Source organism: Luteimonas kalidii, from assembly GCF_029887935.1.
GTDB classification, from domain to species: domain Bacteria; phylum Pseudomonadota; class Gammaproteobacteria; order Xanthomonadales; family Xanthomonadaceae; genus Luteimonas; species Luteimonas kalidii.
On record NZ_JARXRO010000011.1, the window covers coordinates 18,958 to 33,481 of the forward strand.

A 14,524-nucleotide genomic window follows, 5' to 3' on the forward strand; every position below is an offset into this window, starting at 1 on the left:
CCAGGTGCCCGTACGCAGGCACCGCGCACGCACGTAGCGGCGGAGGGCATGCGCAGTGCCGCACGTTGCGCGCGATGACACAATGACCTCGCGCCGACGGGTCGGCGCTGGAAAGGAGCCATCGATGCCCGTGATCCGGTCCCTGCTCGACACCGACCTGTACAAGTTCACGATGATGCAGGCCGTGCTGCACCAGCATCCCGGCGCGCATGCGGAATACCGCTTCCGCTGCCGTACGCCGGGCATCGACCTGGCGCACCATGTCGACGCGATCGCGGCCGAGATCGACGCGCTCTGCACCCTGCGGCTCTCCGACGACGAATTCGCCTACCTGCGCGGGCTGCGCTTCTTCAAGCCCGACTTCGTCGATTTCCTCGCCCTGTTCCGGCTGCAGCGCAAGTACGTGTCGCTGCGCGCCTCGGACAGCGAGCCCGGCGCGATCGAACTGGAAGTGAAGGGCCCGTGGCTGCACACGATCCTGTTCGAGGTGCCGCTGCTGGCGATCGTCAACGAGGTGCACTTCCGCGACACCGTCGGCGCGCCGGACGAGGCGGAAGGGCTGCGCCGGCTGCAGGCCAAGCTCGACCGGATCAACGACGCGGTCGGCTTCGAGGACTGCCGCATCACCGACTTCGGCACCCGCCGGCGCTGGTCGCGCGCCTGGCACGACGCGTTGATCCCGCGCCTGGTCGCCGGCCTGGGCGAGAAGTTCGCCGGCACCAGCAACGTCGACCTCGCGCGCCGGCACGGCCTGGTGGCGCAGGGCACGATGGCGCACGAATGGCTGCAGGCCTGGCAGGCGCTCGGGCCGCGGCTGCGCGATTCGCAGGTGGCCGCGTTCGAGGGCTGGGCGCGCGAGTACCGCGGCGACCTGGGCATCGCGCTGACCGACGTGATCGGGCTGGACGCGTTCCTGCGCGACTTCGACATGTACTTCTGCAAGCTGTTCGACGGCATGCGCCACGACTCCGGCGATCCGGTGGCGTGGGGCGAGCGGATGATCGCCCACCTGGCGGCGCACAGGGTCGATCCGCGCGGCAAGGTGCTGGTCTTCAGCGACGGCCTCGACATCGACGAGGTGATGCGCCTGTACGCGCATTTCCGCGGTCGCTGCCTGATGTCGTTCGGTGTCGGCACCAACCTCACCAACGACCTGGGGCCGGCGCCGGTGAGCATCGTGATGAAGATGGTCCGCTGCAACGGCCAACCCGTGGCCAAGCTCAGCGACACGCCCGGCAAGACGATGTGCGACGACCCCGGGTATCTCGCCTACCTGCGGCAGGTGTTCGAGGTGCCGTCGCCGGATCCGGCGGTCAGCGGAAGCGGTTGATCCCGTCGCGCAGCGACTTCGCCGCGTCCGCCGCTGCTTCCGCGTAGCCCTCGCCGGACGAGGCGTAGAGGATTCCGCGCGAGGAATTGATCATCAGCCCGGTGCCGTCGGCCGTCGCGCCGTTGCGCACCACCGCCTCGACGTCGCCGCCCTGCGCACCGACGCCGGGAATCAGCAGCGGCATGTCGCCGACGATCCCGCGGATCACCTTCAGTTCTTCCGGGAAGGTCGCTCCGACGACCAGCGCGCAGTTGCCGCCGCCATTCCACTCTCCCGCGATCGTGCGCGCGACGCGCTGGTACAGCGGCTCGCCATCGACCCGCAGCTCCTGGAAATCGCGGGCGCCGGGGTTGGAGGTGTGGCACAGGAAGATGCAGCCGCGGTCGTTGCGCTGCAGGAACGGCGCGGCGGAGTCGCGCCCCATGTAGGGGTTGAGGGTGACCGCGTCGGCACCGAAGCGGTCGAACGCCTCGACCGCGTACTGCGCGGCGGTGCTGCCGATGTCCCCGCGCTTGGCGTCGAGGATCACGGGAATATCGGGATGTGCGCCATTGAGATGCGCGATCAGCCGCTGCAGCGCGGCCTCGCCGCCATTGTGCGCGGCGAAATAGGCGATCTGGGGCTTGAACGCGCAGGCGTACCCGGCGGTGGCGTCGGCGATGGCGCGGCAGAACGCGAACAGACTGTCCGCGACGTCTTCGCCGGCGGCGCCCAGCGATTCGGGGAAGCGCGCCGGGTCCGGGTCGAGGCCCACGCAGAGCAGGGTGTCGGCCTGCTGCCAGCGATCGCGTAGTTTGCGGACGAAGTCCATGGCGTGCCTCCGACGTCAGGTGACCACGACCGGCTCGCCGGACGTGACCACCACCGTGTGCTCGAACTGGGCGGCGAAGCCGCGGCGGCAATACAGCGACCAGCCGTCGTCTGCCTCCTCGGCCAGGGTGGCGTGGCTGGCCAGGAACGGCTCCACGGTGATCACCATGCCCTCGTGCAGGCGGCGCCCGTCGCGTGGATCGTAGTGGCCCGGAATCTGGCCGGGCGCTTCGTGCAGCGCGCGGCCCACGCCGTGGCTGCCGAGGTTGCGGATCACCCGCAGGCCGCGGCGCGCGGCGACCGACTCGATCGTTCGCCCGATGCCGTTGATGCGCTCGCCGGCGCGCAGCTGCGCGATCGCGGCATCGCGCGCCTCCAGCGTCGCCGCGAGCAGGCGCTGCTGCGGGGGCGATGCGGCGCCGACCACGAAGCTCGCACCGGTGTCGGCGAAATAGCCGTCGAGTTCGGCCGACACGTCGATGTTGACCAGGTCGCCCTCGCGCAGCACGGTGTCGTCGGGGATGCCGTGCGCGAAGATCCGGCCGACGCTGATGCAGGTCGCGCCCGGGAAGTCGTAGGTCAGCTGCGGCGCCGACCGCGCGCCCGCCGCGCGGAGCCAGTCCGCGCCCAGCGCGTCGAGTTCGCGCGTCCGCACGCCGGGCACGGCCGCCGCGCGCATCCCGGCCAGGATCGCCGCGACCAGGGATCCGGCGCGGCGCAGCCCTTCGAGTTCGCTGGCGTGTTCGATGGTCATCGGCGTGGCCTCGTGGCGTGCAGGTATCGCGGTGCGGCGGTGGGACGGTTTATTGGATCGCGGCCGCGTGCGCGGTCAAGCGCCGGCTGCCGGTCGCATCGTCACTTCAACGCCTTGAAGCGCAGCCGCTTCGGACCGGCATCGTCGCCCATGCGCCGCTTCTTGTCTTCCTCGTACTCGCGGTAGTTGCCCTGGAAGAACTCCACGTGCGAGTCGCCTTCGAACGACAGGATGTGGGTGGCGATCCGGTCCAGGAACCAGCGGTCGTGCGAGATCACGAAGGTGTTGCCGGGGAACTCGAGCAGCGCATCCTCGAGCGCGCGCAGGGTCTCGATGTCGAGGTCGTTGGACGGTTCGTCGAGCAGCAGCACGTTGCCGCCCTGCAGCAGGGTCTTGGCCATGTGCAGGCGGCCGCGCTCGCCGCCCGACAGCGCGGCCACGCGCTTCTGCTGGTCCTGGCCCTTGAAGTTGAAGCGTCCGATGTAGGCGCGCGACTGGATCTCCACGCCGTTGATGTCGAGGATGTCCAGGCCGCCGGACACTTCCTCGAACACGGTCTTGTCGCCTTCCAGCGCGTCGCGGCTCTGGTCGACGTAGGCCAGCTTCACGGTCGGGCCCATCAGGATCTGGCCCGAGTCCGGCTTCTCCTGCCCGGTGATCATCTTGAACAGGGTCGACTTGCCGGCGCCGTTGGGGCCGATGATGCCGACGATGGCGCCCGGCGGCACGATCATCGACAGATCGTCGATCAGCAGCCGTTCGCCGAAGCGCTTGCTGACGTTCCTGAACTCGATCACCGAGTTGCCCAGGCGCTCGCCCGGCGGGATGAAGATCTCGTTGGTCTCGTTGCGGCGCTGGTAGTCGACCGACTGCAGCTCTTCCAGGCGCGACAGGCGCGCCTTGCCCTTGGAGCGGCCGCCCTTGGCGTTCTGCCGCGACCATTCCAGTTCCTTCTGGATCGCCTTCTGGCGCGCCTTCTCCTGGTTGTCTTCCTGCTTCAGCCGCTCGTCCTTCTGCGTCAGCCACTGGGTGTAGTTGCCCTTCCACGGGATGCCGCGGCCGCGGTCGAGTTCGAGGATCCATTCGGCGGCGTTGTCGAGGAAGTAGCGGTCGTGGGTGACGGCCACCACGGTGCCGGTGTAGCGGGCCAGGAACTGCTCCAGCCATTCCACCGACTCGGCGTCGAGGTGGTTGGTGGGCTCGTCGAGCAGCAGCATGTCCGGCTTCTGCAGCAGCAGGCGGCACAGCGCGACGCGGCGCTTCTCGCCGCCGGAGAGCTTGCCGATCACCGCGTCCCACGGCGGCAGGCGCAGCGCGTCGGCCGCGACTTCCAGCTGGTTTTCCAGGGTATGCGCGTCGCCGGCGGCGAGGATCGCCTCCAGCCGCTCCTGCTCCTTGGCCAGCGCGTCGAAGTCGGCGCCTTCCTCGGCGTAGGCGGCGTAGACCTCGTCCAGCCGCGCCTGCGCCTGCAGCACCTCGCCCACGCCTTCCTCGACCGCCTCGCGCACGGTCATCTCGGGATCGAGCTGCGGCTCCTGCTCCAGGTAGCCGACCTTCGTGCCGGGCTGCGGCCGGGCCTCGCCCTCGAAGTCGGTGTCCACGCCGGCCATGATCTTGAGCACCGTGGACTTGCCGGCGCCGTTCAGGCCCAGCAGGCCGATCTTGGCGCCGGGGTAGAACGAGAGCGAGATGTCCTTGATGATCTGCCGCTTCGGCGGAACGACCTTGGACACGCGGTTCATGGTGTAGATGTACTGCGACGACATGCGGACTCCGGATTGCGCGCGGCCGAGACCCGCGCTTGGCGCGCGGACCGGCGGGAGGTGGCTCGGGATAGACGGATTATAGCGGTTCGCGCAGGTCGGGCCGGCCTGAGCAGGCGTTAAACAGGCGTGAGCGCCGACGCGTTGCAAACGTTTGCAGGGAGGTCCGATTCAGCGCGCCCGGCCGATAGTCGGTCCCACGCCGTCCGGGAGCGGAGGGCGCGGACCTGGAGACCGACCACATGAACCTGAAGCTCACCTGGGGCACCGCACTGGCCCTGGCACTGGCGACCGTCGCTGCACCGGCGATGGCCGACAACGACCGGCGCGGCCATGGCCACCGCGACCACGACCGCCGCGAGCACCGGCGGGATCACCGCGAGCACCGGCGGGACGACCGGCGCGACCACCGCCAGGTCCGGCGCGACGATCGCCGAGGCTATCGCCACGACCGCCGCCACGACCGGCGCGACTACGCCCACTACCGTCCCCCGGTGCGGGTGGTCCACCACCGGCCCGTCGTCCGCCACTACCACCCGGCGCCGCGTTACGCCGGACCGCCGCGCTGGGCCCGGGGCGGCTACATCCACCACTACCAGCGCCCGATCTACGTGGTGAACGATTACCGCGGCTACGGCCTGCGCCACCCGCCGCGCGGCTACCGCTGGATGCGCGACGACTACGGCGACTACCTGCTGGTCGCCATCGCCACCGGTCTGATCGCGGACCTGATCCTGCGCTAGGACCGGTCATCCCGCGGGTTCCACGGAAAGGCGTGCCACCCGGCGCGCCTTTTCCGTGTCCGGGCTTGGCCCGGCGCCCGCCGCGGCGGGTCCGGACGGTACAATCGACCGGTCCCCACGCCCCGGAGTGCCGATGTTCCCGCGCGATGCCCGTATCGAAGGCTACGACCCCGAACTCGCCGCGGCGATCGCGTCGGAGACGCGCCGCCAGGAGGACCACGTCGAGCTGATCGCGTCGGAGAACTACTGCAGCCCGCGGGTGATGGAGGCCCAGGGCAGCCAGCTGACCAACAAGTACGCCGAGGGCTACCCGGGCAAGCGCTACTACGGCGGTTGCGAGTATGTGGACGTGGCCGAGCAGCTCGCCATCGATCGGCTCAAGCAGCTGTTCGATGCCGATTACGCCAACGTCCAGCCGCATTCGGGCTCCCAGGCCAACCAGGCGGTGTATTTCGCCCTGCTGCAGCCGGGCGACACCATCCTCGGCATGTCGCTGGCGCACGGGGGCCACCTCACCCACGGGGCCAAGGTCAACGCCTCGGGCAAGCTGTTCAACGCGGTGCAGTACGGGGTCGACGACCAGGGCCTGATCGACTACGACGAGGTCGAGCGGCTCGCGGTGGAGCACCGGCCGAAGATGGTCGTGGCCGGCTTCAGCGCCTATTCGCAGAAGATCGACTGGGCGCGCTTCCGCGCCATCGCCGACGAGGTCGGCGCGCTGCTGTTCGTGGACATGGCGCACGTGGCCGGCCTGGTCGCGGCGGGCGTGTATCCCACGCCGGTGCCGCACGCGCACGTGGTCACGTCCACCACCCACAAGACCCTGCGCGGCCCGCGTGGCGGGATCATCGTGGCCAGCCGCAAGGGTGCGGGCGACCGGTTCGACGATCTGGCCAAGAAGCTGCAGTCGATCGTCTTTCCCGGCATCCAGGGCGGCCCGCTGATGCACGTGATCGCGGCCAAGGCGGTCGCGTTCAAGGAAGCGCTGGAGCCGGAGTTCAAGGCCTATCAGCAGCAGGTGGTCAGGAACGCGCAGGCGATGGCGAAGGTGATCGTCGAGCGCGGCTACAGGATCGTCTCCGGCGGCACCGAGAACCACCTGATGCTGGTGGACATGATCGGCAAGCCGATCACCGGCAAGGCGGCCGAGGAAGCGCTGGGCAAGGCGCACATCACCGTCAACAAGAACGCGGTGCCCAACGACCCGCAGAAGCCGTTCGTGACCTCGGGCCTGCGCATCGGCACCCCGGCGGTCACCACCCGAGGCTATGGCGAGGCCGATTGCGCGCAGCTGGCGCACTGGATCTGCGACGTGCTCGACGCGCCGGAAGACGAGGCCGTGCTGGCGCGCGTGCGCGAGGCGGTGACGGCCCAGTGCCAGCAGTTCCCCGTCTACGGCTAGGCCTGTCGTGAGCCGCCCTGTCGCTGTCGCAGCGTCTTCCGGAGCCGGGGGCTGAGCCCCCGCCACGCGCATGCATTGCCCTTTCTGCCAGCACCAGGACACCAAGGTCATCGACTCGCGCGCGTCCGAGGACGGCGCGACGATCCGGCGCCGGCGCGAGTGCGAGGCCTGCGGCGAGCGGTTCAGCACGCTGGAGACGATCGAGCTCAAGCTGCCCGTGATCATCAAGGGCGACGGCCGGCGCGAGCCGTTCGACGCGCGCAAGCTGCGGATCAGCATGGATCGCGCGCTGCACAAGCGGCCGGTGTCGGAAGAACAGATCGAGACCGCCGTGCGCGCCGTGGTGCACCAGTTGCGCATGACCACAGAGCGCGAGGTGTCGTCGCGCCGCATCGGCGAGTTCGTGATCGCCGAGCTGCGCAAGCTCGACCACGTCGGTTTCGTGCGCTTCGCCTCGGTGTACCGCTCGTTCGAGGACATCACCGATTTCCGCGAGGAGCTCGACCGGCTCGAGCGCGAGCTCCCGGGCGAGGGACAGTTGCCGCTGCTCGGTGGCGAGGTGGTGCCGTTCGGCAAGCCCGCGGACAAGGGCAAGAAGCGTTGACGGTCCGCAGCCGGCGCCGATGAGCGCGTTCTCCGCCACCGACCACGCGATGATGGCGCGGGCCCTGCGGCTGGCGCTGCTCGGTGCCTACACCACGCGGCCCAATCCGATGGTCGGCTGCGTGATCGCACGCGGCGAGGAGATCGTGGGGGAAGGCTGGCACTGCCGCCAGGGCGAGCCCCACGCGGAGGTGCTCGCGCTGGACGCCGCGGGCGCGCGGGCGAAGGGCGCGACCGCATACGTGACCCTGGAACCCTGCGCCCATACCGGCCGCACCGGGCCCTGCGCCGACGCCCTGGTGGCGGCCGGCGTCTCGCGCGTGGTGGCGGCGATGCGCGATCCGTTCCCGCAGGTCGACGGCGCCGGATTCGACCGCCTGCGCGCGGCCGGAATCGAGGTCGGGGCGGGGTTGATGGAAGCCCAGGCGCGGGCGTTGAACGTGGGCTTCCTGTCGCGGATCGAGCGTGGCCGCCCATGGGTGCGGGTGAAACTGGCCTGCAGCCTGGACGGGCGCACGGCCATGGCCGATGGCGATTCGAAGTGGATCACCGGCCAGGCCGCGCGCGCCGACGTCATGCACTGGCGGGCGCGCGCCGGCGCGATCCTCACCGGTGCCGGCACCGTGCTGGCCGACGATCCGTCGCTGACGGTGCGTTTCGACACCCCGCGCGAGTTCGTGCCGCCGCTGCGGGTGGTGCTCGACCCGGGCCTGGCGACCGTCGCGCGGGGCAAGGTGCGCGAGGGCGACGCGCCGACGCTTTACCTGCATGCGCCCGACGCCAAGGTGCCGCGCGAGCTGAGGGCCGACCGGGCGCCCGCACCGGTGAAGGGCGGCGTGTTCGATCTCGATGCGGTCCTGGCCCTGCTGGCGCAGCGCGAGATCAACGAGGTGCACGTGGAGACCGGCGCGACGCTCGCCGGCGCGTTGCTCAAGGCCGGGCTGGTGGACGACCTGCTGCTGTACGTGGCGCCGGTGCTGCTGGGCGACGGTGCGCGCCCGCTGTTCGGCGGGCTGGACTTCACCCGCATGGCGCAGTGCCTGCGGATGGAACTCGTGGAGACCGTGCGGGTCGGGGACGACCTGCGGCTGCACCTGCGGCCGTGCGCGGAGCCGGTCGCGGCCCCGTGATCGCGGGATGCCCGCAGCGCGCGTGCGGAATTCGTCCGGCTGTGGTGCGCCGATGATGCTGCCGACGTTCAAGGACCACTTTTCCGGGGTCGCCGACGCCTACGCCGGCGCACGCCCGGACTATCCCGACGCCCTGTTCGACTGGATCGCCTCCGTGGCGCCGGCGCAGTCGCTGGCCTGGGAGGCCGGATGCGGCAGCGGGCAGGCGACCCGCGGACTGGCGAAGCGCTTCGCGCGCGTGCATGCCGCCGATCCCAGCGCCGGCCAGATTGCCCACGCGCAGGCGCCGGCGAACGCGGTCTTCGCGATCGAGCCGGCCGAATGCACCGCGCTGCCCGATGCCAGCGCCGACGTGGCCTGCGTCGCGCAGGCGCTGCACTGGTTCGACCGCGACGCGTACTTCGCCGAATGCGCGCGCGTGCTGCGTCCGGGCGGCGTGCTGGTGGCCTGGGGCTACCAGGACATCGTGATGGACGAGGGGCTGCGCGAGGCCGTGGATGGATTCGCGGCGGACATCCGCCCGTACTGGCCGCCGGAGCGCGCCGATGTCGATGCCGCCTACGCCGGCTACGCCTGGCCGTTCCCGGCGATCGATGCGCCGCAAGGCACGCTCTCCGCCGACTGGCCGCTGGCGCGCCTGCTGGCGTACTTCTCCAGTTATTCCGCGACCCGGCGCTGCCGCGAGGCGACGGGGCGCGATCCGGTCGCTGCCCACGCCGACGCGATCGCGCGCGCCTGGGGCGCGCCGGCCACGTTGCGCCGCGTGCAGTGGCCGCTGTTCGTGCATGCGCGGCGGGCGCCATGACCGTGCGCTGGGGCATCCTCGGCTGCGGCGACGTCACCGAGGTCAAGAGCGGGCCGGCGCTGCAGCAGGCAACGGGATCGGCGCTGGTGGCGGTGATGCGTCGCGACGGGCGCAAGGCCGAGGACTACGCGCGCCGCCACGGCGTGCCGCGCTGGTACGACGATGCCGACGCGCTGATCGCCGATCCCGGCGTTGATGCGGTCTACGTCGCCACGCCGCCCTCGAGCCACGCGACGCTTGCGATCCGGGCGCTGCAGGCCGGCAAGCCGGTGTACGTGGAAAAGCCCATGGCGCGCGATTCGGCCGAGTGCGAGGCGATGCTCGCGGCCGGCCACGCGGCCGGCCAGCCGCTGTTCGTGGCGTTCTACCGGCGCGCACTGCCGCGCTTCCTGAAGGTGCGTGCGCTGCTGGAGGCCGGCGCGATCGGCATGCCGCGCGAGGTGCGCATCGTCCTGCACCGCACGCTCGATCCGCGCTATGCGAGCGGCGGCGCGCTGCCCTGGCGGGTGCGCCCGGAGATCGCCGGCGGCGGCCTGTTCGTCGACCTGGGCAGCCACACCCTGGACCTGCTGGATTTCCTGTTCGGACCGGTGACGCAGGTGTCGGGCAGCGCCAGGTCCGTGTCCGGCGCCTATCCGGCCGAGGACACGGTGGAGGCGGCACTGACCTTCGCCAACGGCGCGCAGGGCACCGGCGACTGGAACTTCTGCAGCGACGCCCGCCGCGACCTGGTCGAGATCACGGGCGATCGCGGGCGGCTGCGTTTCGCCAGCTTCGACGAGGTGCCGGTGGAACTGGAGAGCGACGCCGGCCGGGAGCGCTTCGAGATCGCGCATCCGCTCCACATCCAGCAGCCTCTGCTGGAGACCGTCATGGCCGCGCTGCGCGGCGAGGGCGACTGCCCCTCCACCGGCGTCACCGCCGCGCGCACCACCGCCGTGATCGACGCGATCCTGCACGGCTTCCGCAACGCTGCGTCCGGCGTCGGCGACCGGAACGGCGGACCGCTGCGCTAGAATGCCGCACCGGCCGCCAGCGGCCACCACCACCAGAAACGTCTTCGGGGCGGGGTGAGATTCCCCACCGGCGGTAGGCGGGCGCCACCCTCGCGGTGCGCGTGCGCGAGCCCGCGAGCGCCCAAGCGGCCCAGCCGCGCGGGGTCAGCAGATCCGGTCGAATGCCGGAGCCGACGGTCACAGTCCGGATGAAAGAAGACGCGTCGCGCGGCCTTTGGCCGTGCGTTCGCTCGCTCCCGCGGGCGTTTCTCGCCATTGCTGCGGGAAACGGACCATGTTCACCGGATTGATCGAAGGCGTCGGCACGCTCGCATCGCGCGAGGCACGCGGCGGCGACGCACGGCTGCGGATCGCGGTCGGCAGCCTGCCGTTCGACGGCGTCGCCCTGGGCGAGAGCATCGCGGTCAACGGCACGTGCCTGACCGTGGTCGCCTTCGACGCCACCTACTTCGAGGCCGATGCCTCCAACGAGACGCTCGCGCTCACCACCCTGGGTGCGCTCGCGCCGGGACGTGCGCTGAACCTGGAACGCGCGATGCGGCCGACCGATCGCCTCGGCGGGCATCTGGTCAGCGGCCATGTCGACGGCGTGGGCACGGTGGCCGCGGTCGCGGACGATGCGCGCGCGCAACGCTGGCGGTTCACCGCGCCGGGCGCGCTGATGAAGTACATCGCGCCGAAGGGATCGATCTGCGTCGATGGGGTGAGCCTGACCGTGAACGCGGTGCACGCCGACGGGTTCGAGGTCGCGCTGGTGCCGCACACGCTGGCGCACACCGCGTTCGGGGCGACTGCGGTCGGCGAGGCCGTGAACCTGGAGGTCGACGTGGTGGCGCGCTACGTCGAGCGGCTGCTCGCGGCGGGCGTGGCGCCGGGCACCGGTCCCGTGGAGGGTCGCTGAGATGGCCTTCGCGCCGGTTCCCGAACTGCTGGAGGAGATCCGCGAGGGTCGGATGGTGGTGATCGTCGACGACGAGGACCGCGAGAACGAGGGCGACCTGATCATGGCCGCCGGGCAGGTGCGCCCGTCGGACATCAACTTCATGGTCACCCATGCGCGCGGCCTGGTGTGCCTGTCGCTCACGCGCGAACGCTGCGCCCAGCTCGGGCTGCCGCCGATGGTGCAGTCCAACACCTCGCGCCACCGCACCAACTTCACCGTCAGCATCGAGGCGGCCGAGGGCGTGACCACCGGCATCTCGGCGCACGACCGCGCGCACACCATCCGCACCGCGGTGCGCGCCGATGCGACCCCGGCGGACCTGTCGCAACCCGGACACATCTTCCCGCTGATGGCCGAGCCCGGCGGCGTGCTCGCGCGCAGCGGCCACACCGAGGCGGCCGCCGACCTCGCGCGGCTGGCCGGACTGGCGCCGGCCGGCGTGCTGGTCGAGATCCTCAACCCGGACGGCAGCATGGCCCGGCGTCCGGAACTGGAAGTGTTCGCGCGTACGCACGGGCTGAAGATCGGTTCGATCGAGGACCTGATCCGCTACCGGCTGGACAACGAACAGACGGTCGAACGCGTCGACGCGCGCGTCATCGATACCGCGCACGGCCCGTTCCAGCTGGTCACCTATCGCGACCGCCTGGCCGACGCGCTGCACCTGGCCCTGGTGCGCGGCACGCCGGACGCCGCACGCGCCAGCCTGGTGCGGGTGCAGCCGATGAATCCGCTGGCCGACGCGCTGCACTGGCGGCGCGCCGATTTCGGCCCCGCGACCGGCGACGTGCTGGCGCGGCTGGCGGCCGAGGACGCCGGCGCACTGGTGCTGCTGGACGACCACCAGGACGCGCAGGCGCTGCTTGACCGCATCCGCGAGACCCATGCCGCGCCGGCGGTGCCCGCACAGGCGCGCGGCGCGGTGGTGGGCGAATGGCGCCGCAACGGGGCCGGCGCGCAGATCCTGCACGACCTCGGCTTCGGCCGGCTGCGCGTGCTGGGCACGCCGCGCCGGCAGGTGGGGCTGGCCGGATTCGGGCTGGAGATCGTGGAGTACCTGGCGCCGTAGGCTGCGGCCCGGCGGGGTAGGGAGCCGGAATCCGTCGTCCCGTGTCCGCTGCGCGCCCCGACCTGCGGGCGGAATCGCCGGCCGCGTTAGAATCCCGTTCCTCCCTCCGGATCCCCCAGGCATGAGCCACTACGAAGGCGATCTGCGCGCCACCGACGGGGCGCGCTTCGCGATCATCGCCAGCCGCTGGAACCCGCGCATCACCGACGCGCTGGTCGCCGGCGCGCGCAAGGCCTTCGCCGACCACGGCGTGGCCGAGGACGCGATCGACGTCGTCCGCGTGCCCGGCGCCTGGGAACTGCCGCTGGCGGCGCGGCGCCTGGCCGAACGCGGCGCGCATCGCGCGATCGTCGCCCTGGGCTGCGTGGTGCGCGGCGACACGCGCCATTTCGAGCAGGTGGCCGACGGCTGCAGCGACGGCCTGATGCGGGTCGCGCTGGACCATGGCGTGCCGGTGGCCAACGGCGTGCTCGCGGTCGACGTGCACGAGGACGCCGAACGCCGCGCCGGCGGCAGCCACGGCAACAAGGGCGAAGAGTGCGCGCTGGTCGCGATCGAGATGGCGCACCTGCTGGAGACGCTGCCGTGACCCGCGCGCCTCGCCGCGACGGCGTCGATCCGGTCGCGCGCACGCGCTCGCGCCGTCGCGCGCTGCAGGCGGTGTACGCGATGCAGCTCTCGGGCGTGGACGCGAGCAACGCGATTGCGCAGTTCGCCCACGAGCAGGCGAACGAGGTCGCGGACCTGGCGTACTTCGAGGACCTGGTGCGCGGCGTCGGCAGCCACCGCAAGGCGCTGGATGCCGCCCTGCAGCCGTTCCTCGACCGTCCGGTGGAGGAGGTCGATCCGATCGAGCGCGCGATGTTGCGCATCGCCGCCTACGAACTCCAGCACCGGCTGGACGTGCCCTACCGCGTCGTCATCGACGAGGCGCTGAAGACCGTCAAGCGCTTCGGCTCCGAGCACGGCCATACCTACGTCAACGGCGTGCTCGACCGCGCCGCCGCGCAGTGGCGCGCACCGGAAGTGCAGGCCGCGCGCGCCTGACGCCGTCGCGCCGGCGCGCGACGGCCCGTGTATCGGCCAGGCGCGTCCATGTGGTGTACCGGCGTTGTCGACCCGTTCCGAGGACCGCACGCGAGGACCGCCCGCATGGAATTCGACCTGATCGCCCGCATCCGCGACCGTGCATCCACGCGCGACGACGTGGTCCTGGGCATCGGCGACGATGCGGCGCTGCTGCAGGTGCCGCCCGGGCGCCAGCTGGTGGTGGCGATGGACACGCTCAACGCCGGCGTGCACTTTCCCGCGAACACGGCGCCGGCCGACATCGGCTGGAAGGCGCTGGCGGTGAACCTGTCCGATCTTGCGGCGATGGGCGCCGAACCGGCCTGGTGCACGCTGTCGCTCTCGCTGCCGGGCGGCGACGCCGGCTTCGTCGACGGGTTCCTCGATGGCTTTCTGGAACTGTCGGCGCTGCATGGCGTGGCGCTGGTGGGCGGCGACACCACGCGCGGGCCGCTGTCGGTCTGCGTGACGGCGCACGGGCTGGTGCAGCCGGGTCGCGCTCTGCGTCGTGCCGGCGCCACGCCCGGAGACGACGTCTGGGTCACCGGCACGCCGGGCGATGCCGCCGCGGCGCTCGCCGCGCTGCAGGCCGGCGCGGCGGTCGATCGCGCGCTGCGCGTGCGGCTGGACCGTCCACAGCCGCGGCTCGCGGCCGGGCGTGCGCTGGCGGGCCTGGCCAGCGCCTGCATCGACGTCTCCGACGGATTGCTGGCCGACCTCGGCCACATCTGCGCCGCCAGTGGCGTCGGCGCGTGCATCGAACTCGACCGGCTGCCCGCCTCGCCGGCGCTGTCGCGGTTCAGGCCCGAGCTGCGCTGGCCCTGGCAGGCGACCGGCGGCGACGACTACGAACTGTGCTTCACCGCACCGGCAGCGCATCGCGATGCGGTCGCCGCCGTGCTGGCCGCCACCGGGGACACCGCCGCCACGCGAATCGGCATGATCGACACCTCGGCCGGCGTAGGCGCGCAGCGGCCCGACGGCGCACCCTGGGCCCCGGCCATGCAAGGGTTCAGACACTTCTGACCCGCCATCCCGCCTCGTAGCCCGGATAAGCGAAGCGCATCCGGGGCCGCGGGATAACGTGC

General features: G+C 71.6%; 15 protein-coding genes and 1 riboswitch. Of the genes, 12 read left to right on the forward strand and 3 right to left on the reverse strand.

Features of this window, described 5'->3' with window-relative positions; genetic code table 11:
* Window positions 1-124: 124 nt before the first annotated feature.
* A complete protein-coding gene (gene pncB / locus QFW81_RS03485) occupies window positions 125-1,330 on the forward strand; it encodes a nicotinate phosphoribosyltransferase (protein WP_280577175.1) in 1,206 nt (401 codons plus the stop codon).
* On the opposite strand, the gene pyrF is transcribed toward pncB, so the two are convergent.
* The 3 genes from pyrF to ettA all read right to left on the reverse strand — a co-directional run bounded on the left by pyrF (window position 1,314) and on the right by ettA (window position 4,660).
* Window positions 1,314-2,141: an orotidine-5'-phosphate decarboxylase gene (pyrF, locus tag QFW81_RS03490; RefSeq protein ID WP_280577176.1), complete on the reverse strand. Its 828-nt coding sequence runs from the start codon at window positions 2,139-2,141 to the stop codon at window positions 1,314-1,316. The two genes, pncB and pyrF, sit on opposite strands and share 17 nt — an antisense overlap.
* A gap of 15 nt (window positions 2,142-2,156) precedes the next feature.
* Window positions 2,157-2,894 carry a type I methionyl aminopeptidase gene (gene map / locus QFW81_RS03495; protein WP_280577177.1) on the reverse strand — a complete coding sequence of 246 codons (738 nt, stop codon included), beginning with the start codon at window positions 2,892-2,894 and terminating at the stop codon, window positions 2,157-2,159.
* Between the two features lie 101 nt (window positions 2,895-2,995).
* Window positions 2,996-4,660 carry an energy-dependent translational throttle protein EttA gene (ettA, locus tag QFW81_RS03500; RefSeq protein WP_280577179.1) on the reverse strand — a complete coding sequence of 555 codons (1,665 nt, stop codon included), beginning with the start codon at window positions 4,658-4,660 and terminating at the stop codon, window positions 2,996-2,998.
* Between the two features lie 239 nt (window positions 4,661-4,899).
* On the opposite strand from ettA, the gene QFW81_RS03505 reads away from it, so the two are divergent.
* From QFW81_RS03505 to thiL, 11 genes are all read left to right on the forward strand, one after another.
* On the forward strand, window positions 4,900-5,400 hold the full coding sequence (locus tag QFW81_RS03505; protein WP_280577181.1) for an RcnB family protein: 501 nt from the start codon (window positions 4,900-4,902) through the stop codon (window positions 5,398-5,400).
* A 133-nt stretch (window positions 5,401-5,533) separates the two neighbouring features.
* A complete protein-coding gene (glyA, locus tag QFW81_RS03510) occupies window positions 5,534-6,802 on the forward strand; it encodes a serine hydroxymethyltransferase (RefSeq protein WP_280577182.1) in 1,269 nt (422 codons plus the stop codon).
* 70 nt (window positions 6,803-6,872) lie between these two features.
* Window positions 6,873-7,406, forward strand: coding sequence for a transcriptional regulator NrdR (gene nrdR, locus QFW81_RS03515; protein ID WP_280577183.1), 534 nt, complete (start codon window positions 6,873-6,875; stop codon window positions 7,404-7,406).
* A gap of 19 nt (window positions 7,407-7,425) precedes the next feature.
* Window positions 7,426-8,535, forward strand: coding sequence for a bifunctional diaminohydroxyphosphoribosylaminopyrimidine deaminase/5-amino-6-(5-phosphoribosylamino)uracil reductase RibD (gene ribD, locus QFW81_RS03520; RefSeq protein WP_280577184.1), 1,110 nt, complete (start codon window positions 7,426-7,428; stop codon window positions 8,533-8,535).
* 52 nt (window positions 8,536-8,587) lie between these two features.
* Complete coding sequence (locus tag QFW81_RS03525) at window positions 8,588-9,340, forward strand: class I SAM-dependent methyltransferase (RefSeq protein WP_280577185.1); 753 nt, start codon at window positions 8,588-8,590, stop codon at window positions 9,338-9,340.
* Window positions 9,337-10,356: a Gfo/Idh/MocA family protein gene (locus tag QFW81_RS03530; protein ID WP_280577186.1), complete on the forward strand. Its 1,020-nt coding sequence runs from the start codon at window positions 9,337-9,339 to the stop codon at window positions 10,354-10,356. Before QFW81_RS03525 ends, QFW81_RS03530 begins: the two co-directional genes overlap by 4 nt.
* A gap of 36 nt (window positions 10,357-10,392) precedes the next feature.
* A riboswitch (FMN riboswitch) is annotated at window positions 10,393-10,560 on the forward strand.
* Window positions 10,561-10,630: 70 nt separating this feature from the next.
* A complete protein-coding gene (locus tag QFW81_RS03535; protein ID WP_280577187.1) occupies window positions 10,631-11,257 on the forward strand; it encodes a riboflavin synthase in 627 nt (208 codons plus the stop codon).
* 1 nt (window position 11,258) lies between these two features.
* Window positions 11,259-12,368 (forward strand): 3,4-dihydroxy-2-butanone-4-phosphate synthase, encoded by a 1,110-nt coding sequence (ribB, locus tag QFW81_RS03540; protein ID WP_280577188.1) that lies wholly within the window; start codon window positions 11,259-11,261, stop codon window positions 12,366-12,368.
* 121 nt (window positions 12,369-12,489) lie between these two features.
* Window positions 12,490-12,957: a 6,7-dimethyl-8-ribityllumazine synthase gene (gene ribH, locus QFW81_RS03545; protein ID WP_280577189.1), complete on the forward strand. Its 468-nt coding sequence runs from the start codon at window positions 12,490-12,492 to the stop codon at window positions 12,955-12,957.
* A complete protein-coding gene (nusB, locus tag QFW81_RS03550) occupies window positions 12,906-13,415 on the forward strand; it encodes a transcription antitermination factor NusB (protein WP_425603962.1) in 510 nt (169 codons plus the stop codon). Before ribH ends, nusB begins: the two co-directional genes overlap by 52 nt.
* A 105-nt stretch (window positions 13,416-13,520) precedes the next feature.
* On the forward strand, window positions 13,521-14,462 hold the full coding sequence (gene thiL, locus QFW81_RS03555; RefSeq protein ID WP_280577191.1) for a thiamine-phosphate kinase: 942 nt from the start codon (window positions 13,521-13,523) through the stop codon (window positions 14,460-14,462).
* Window positions 14,463-14,524 lie beyond the last annotated feature (62 nt).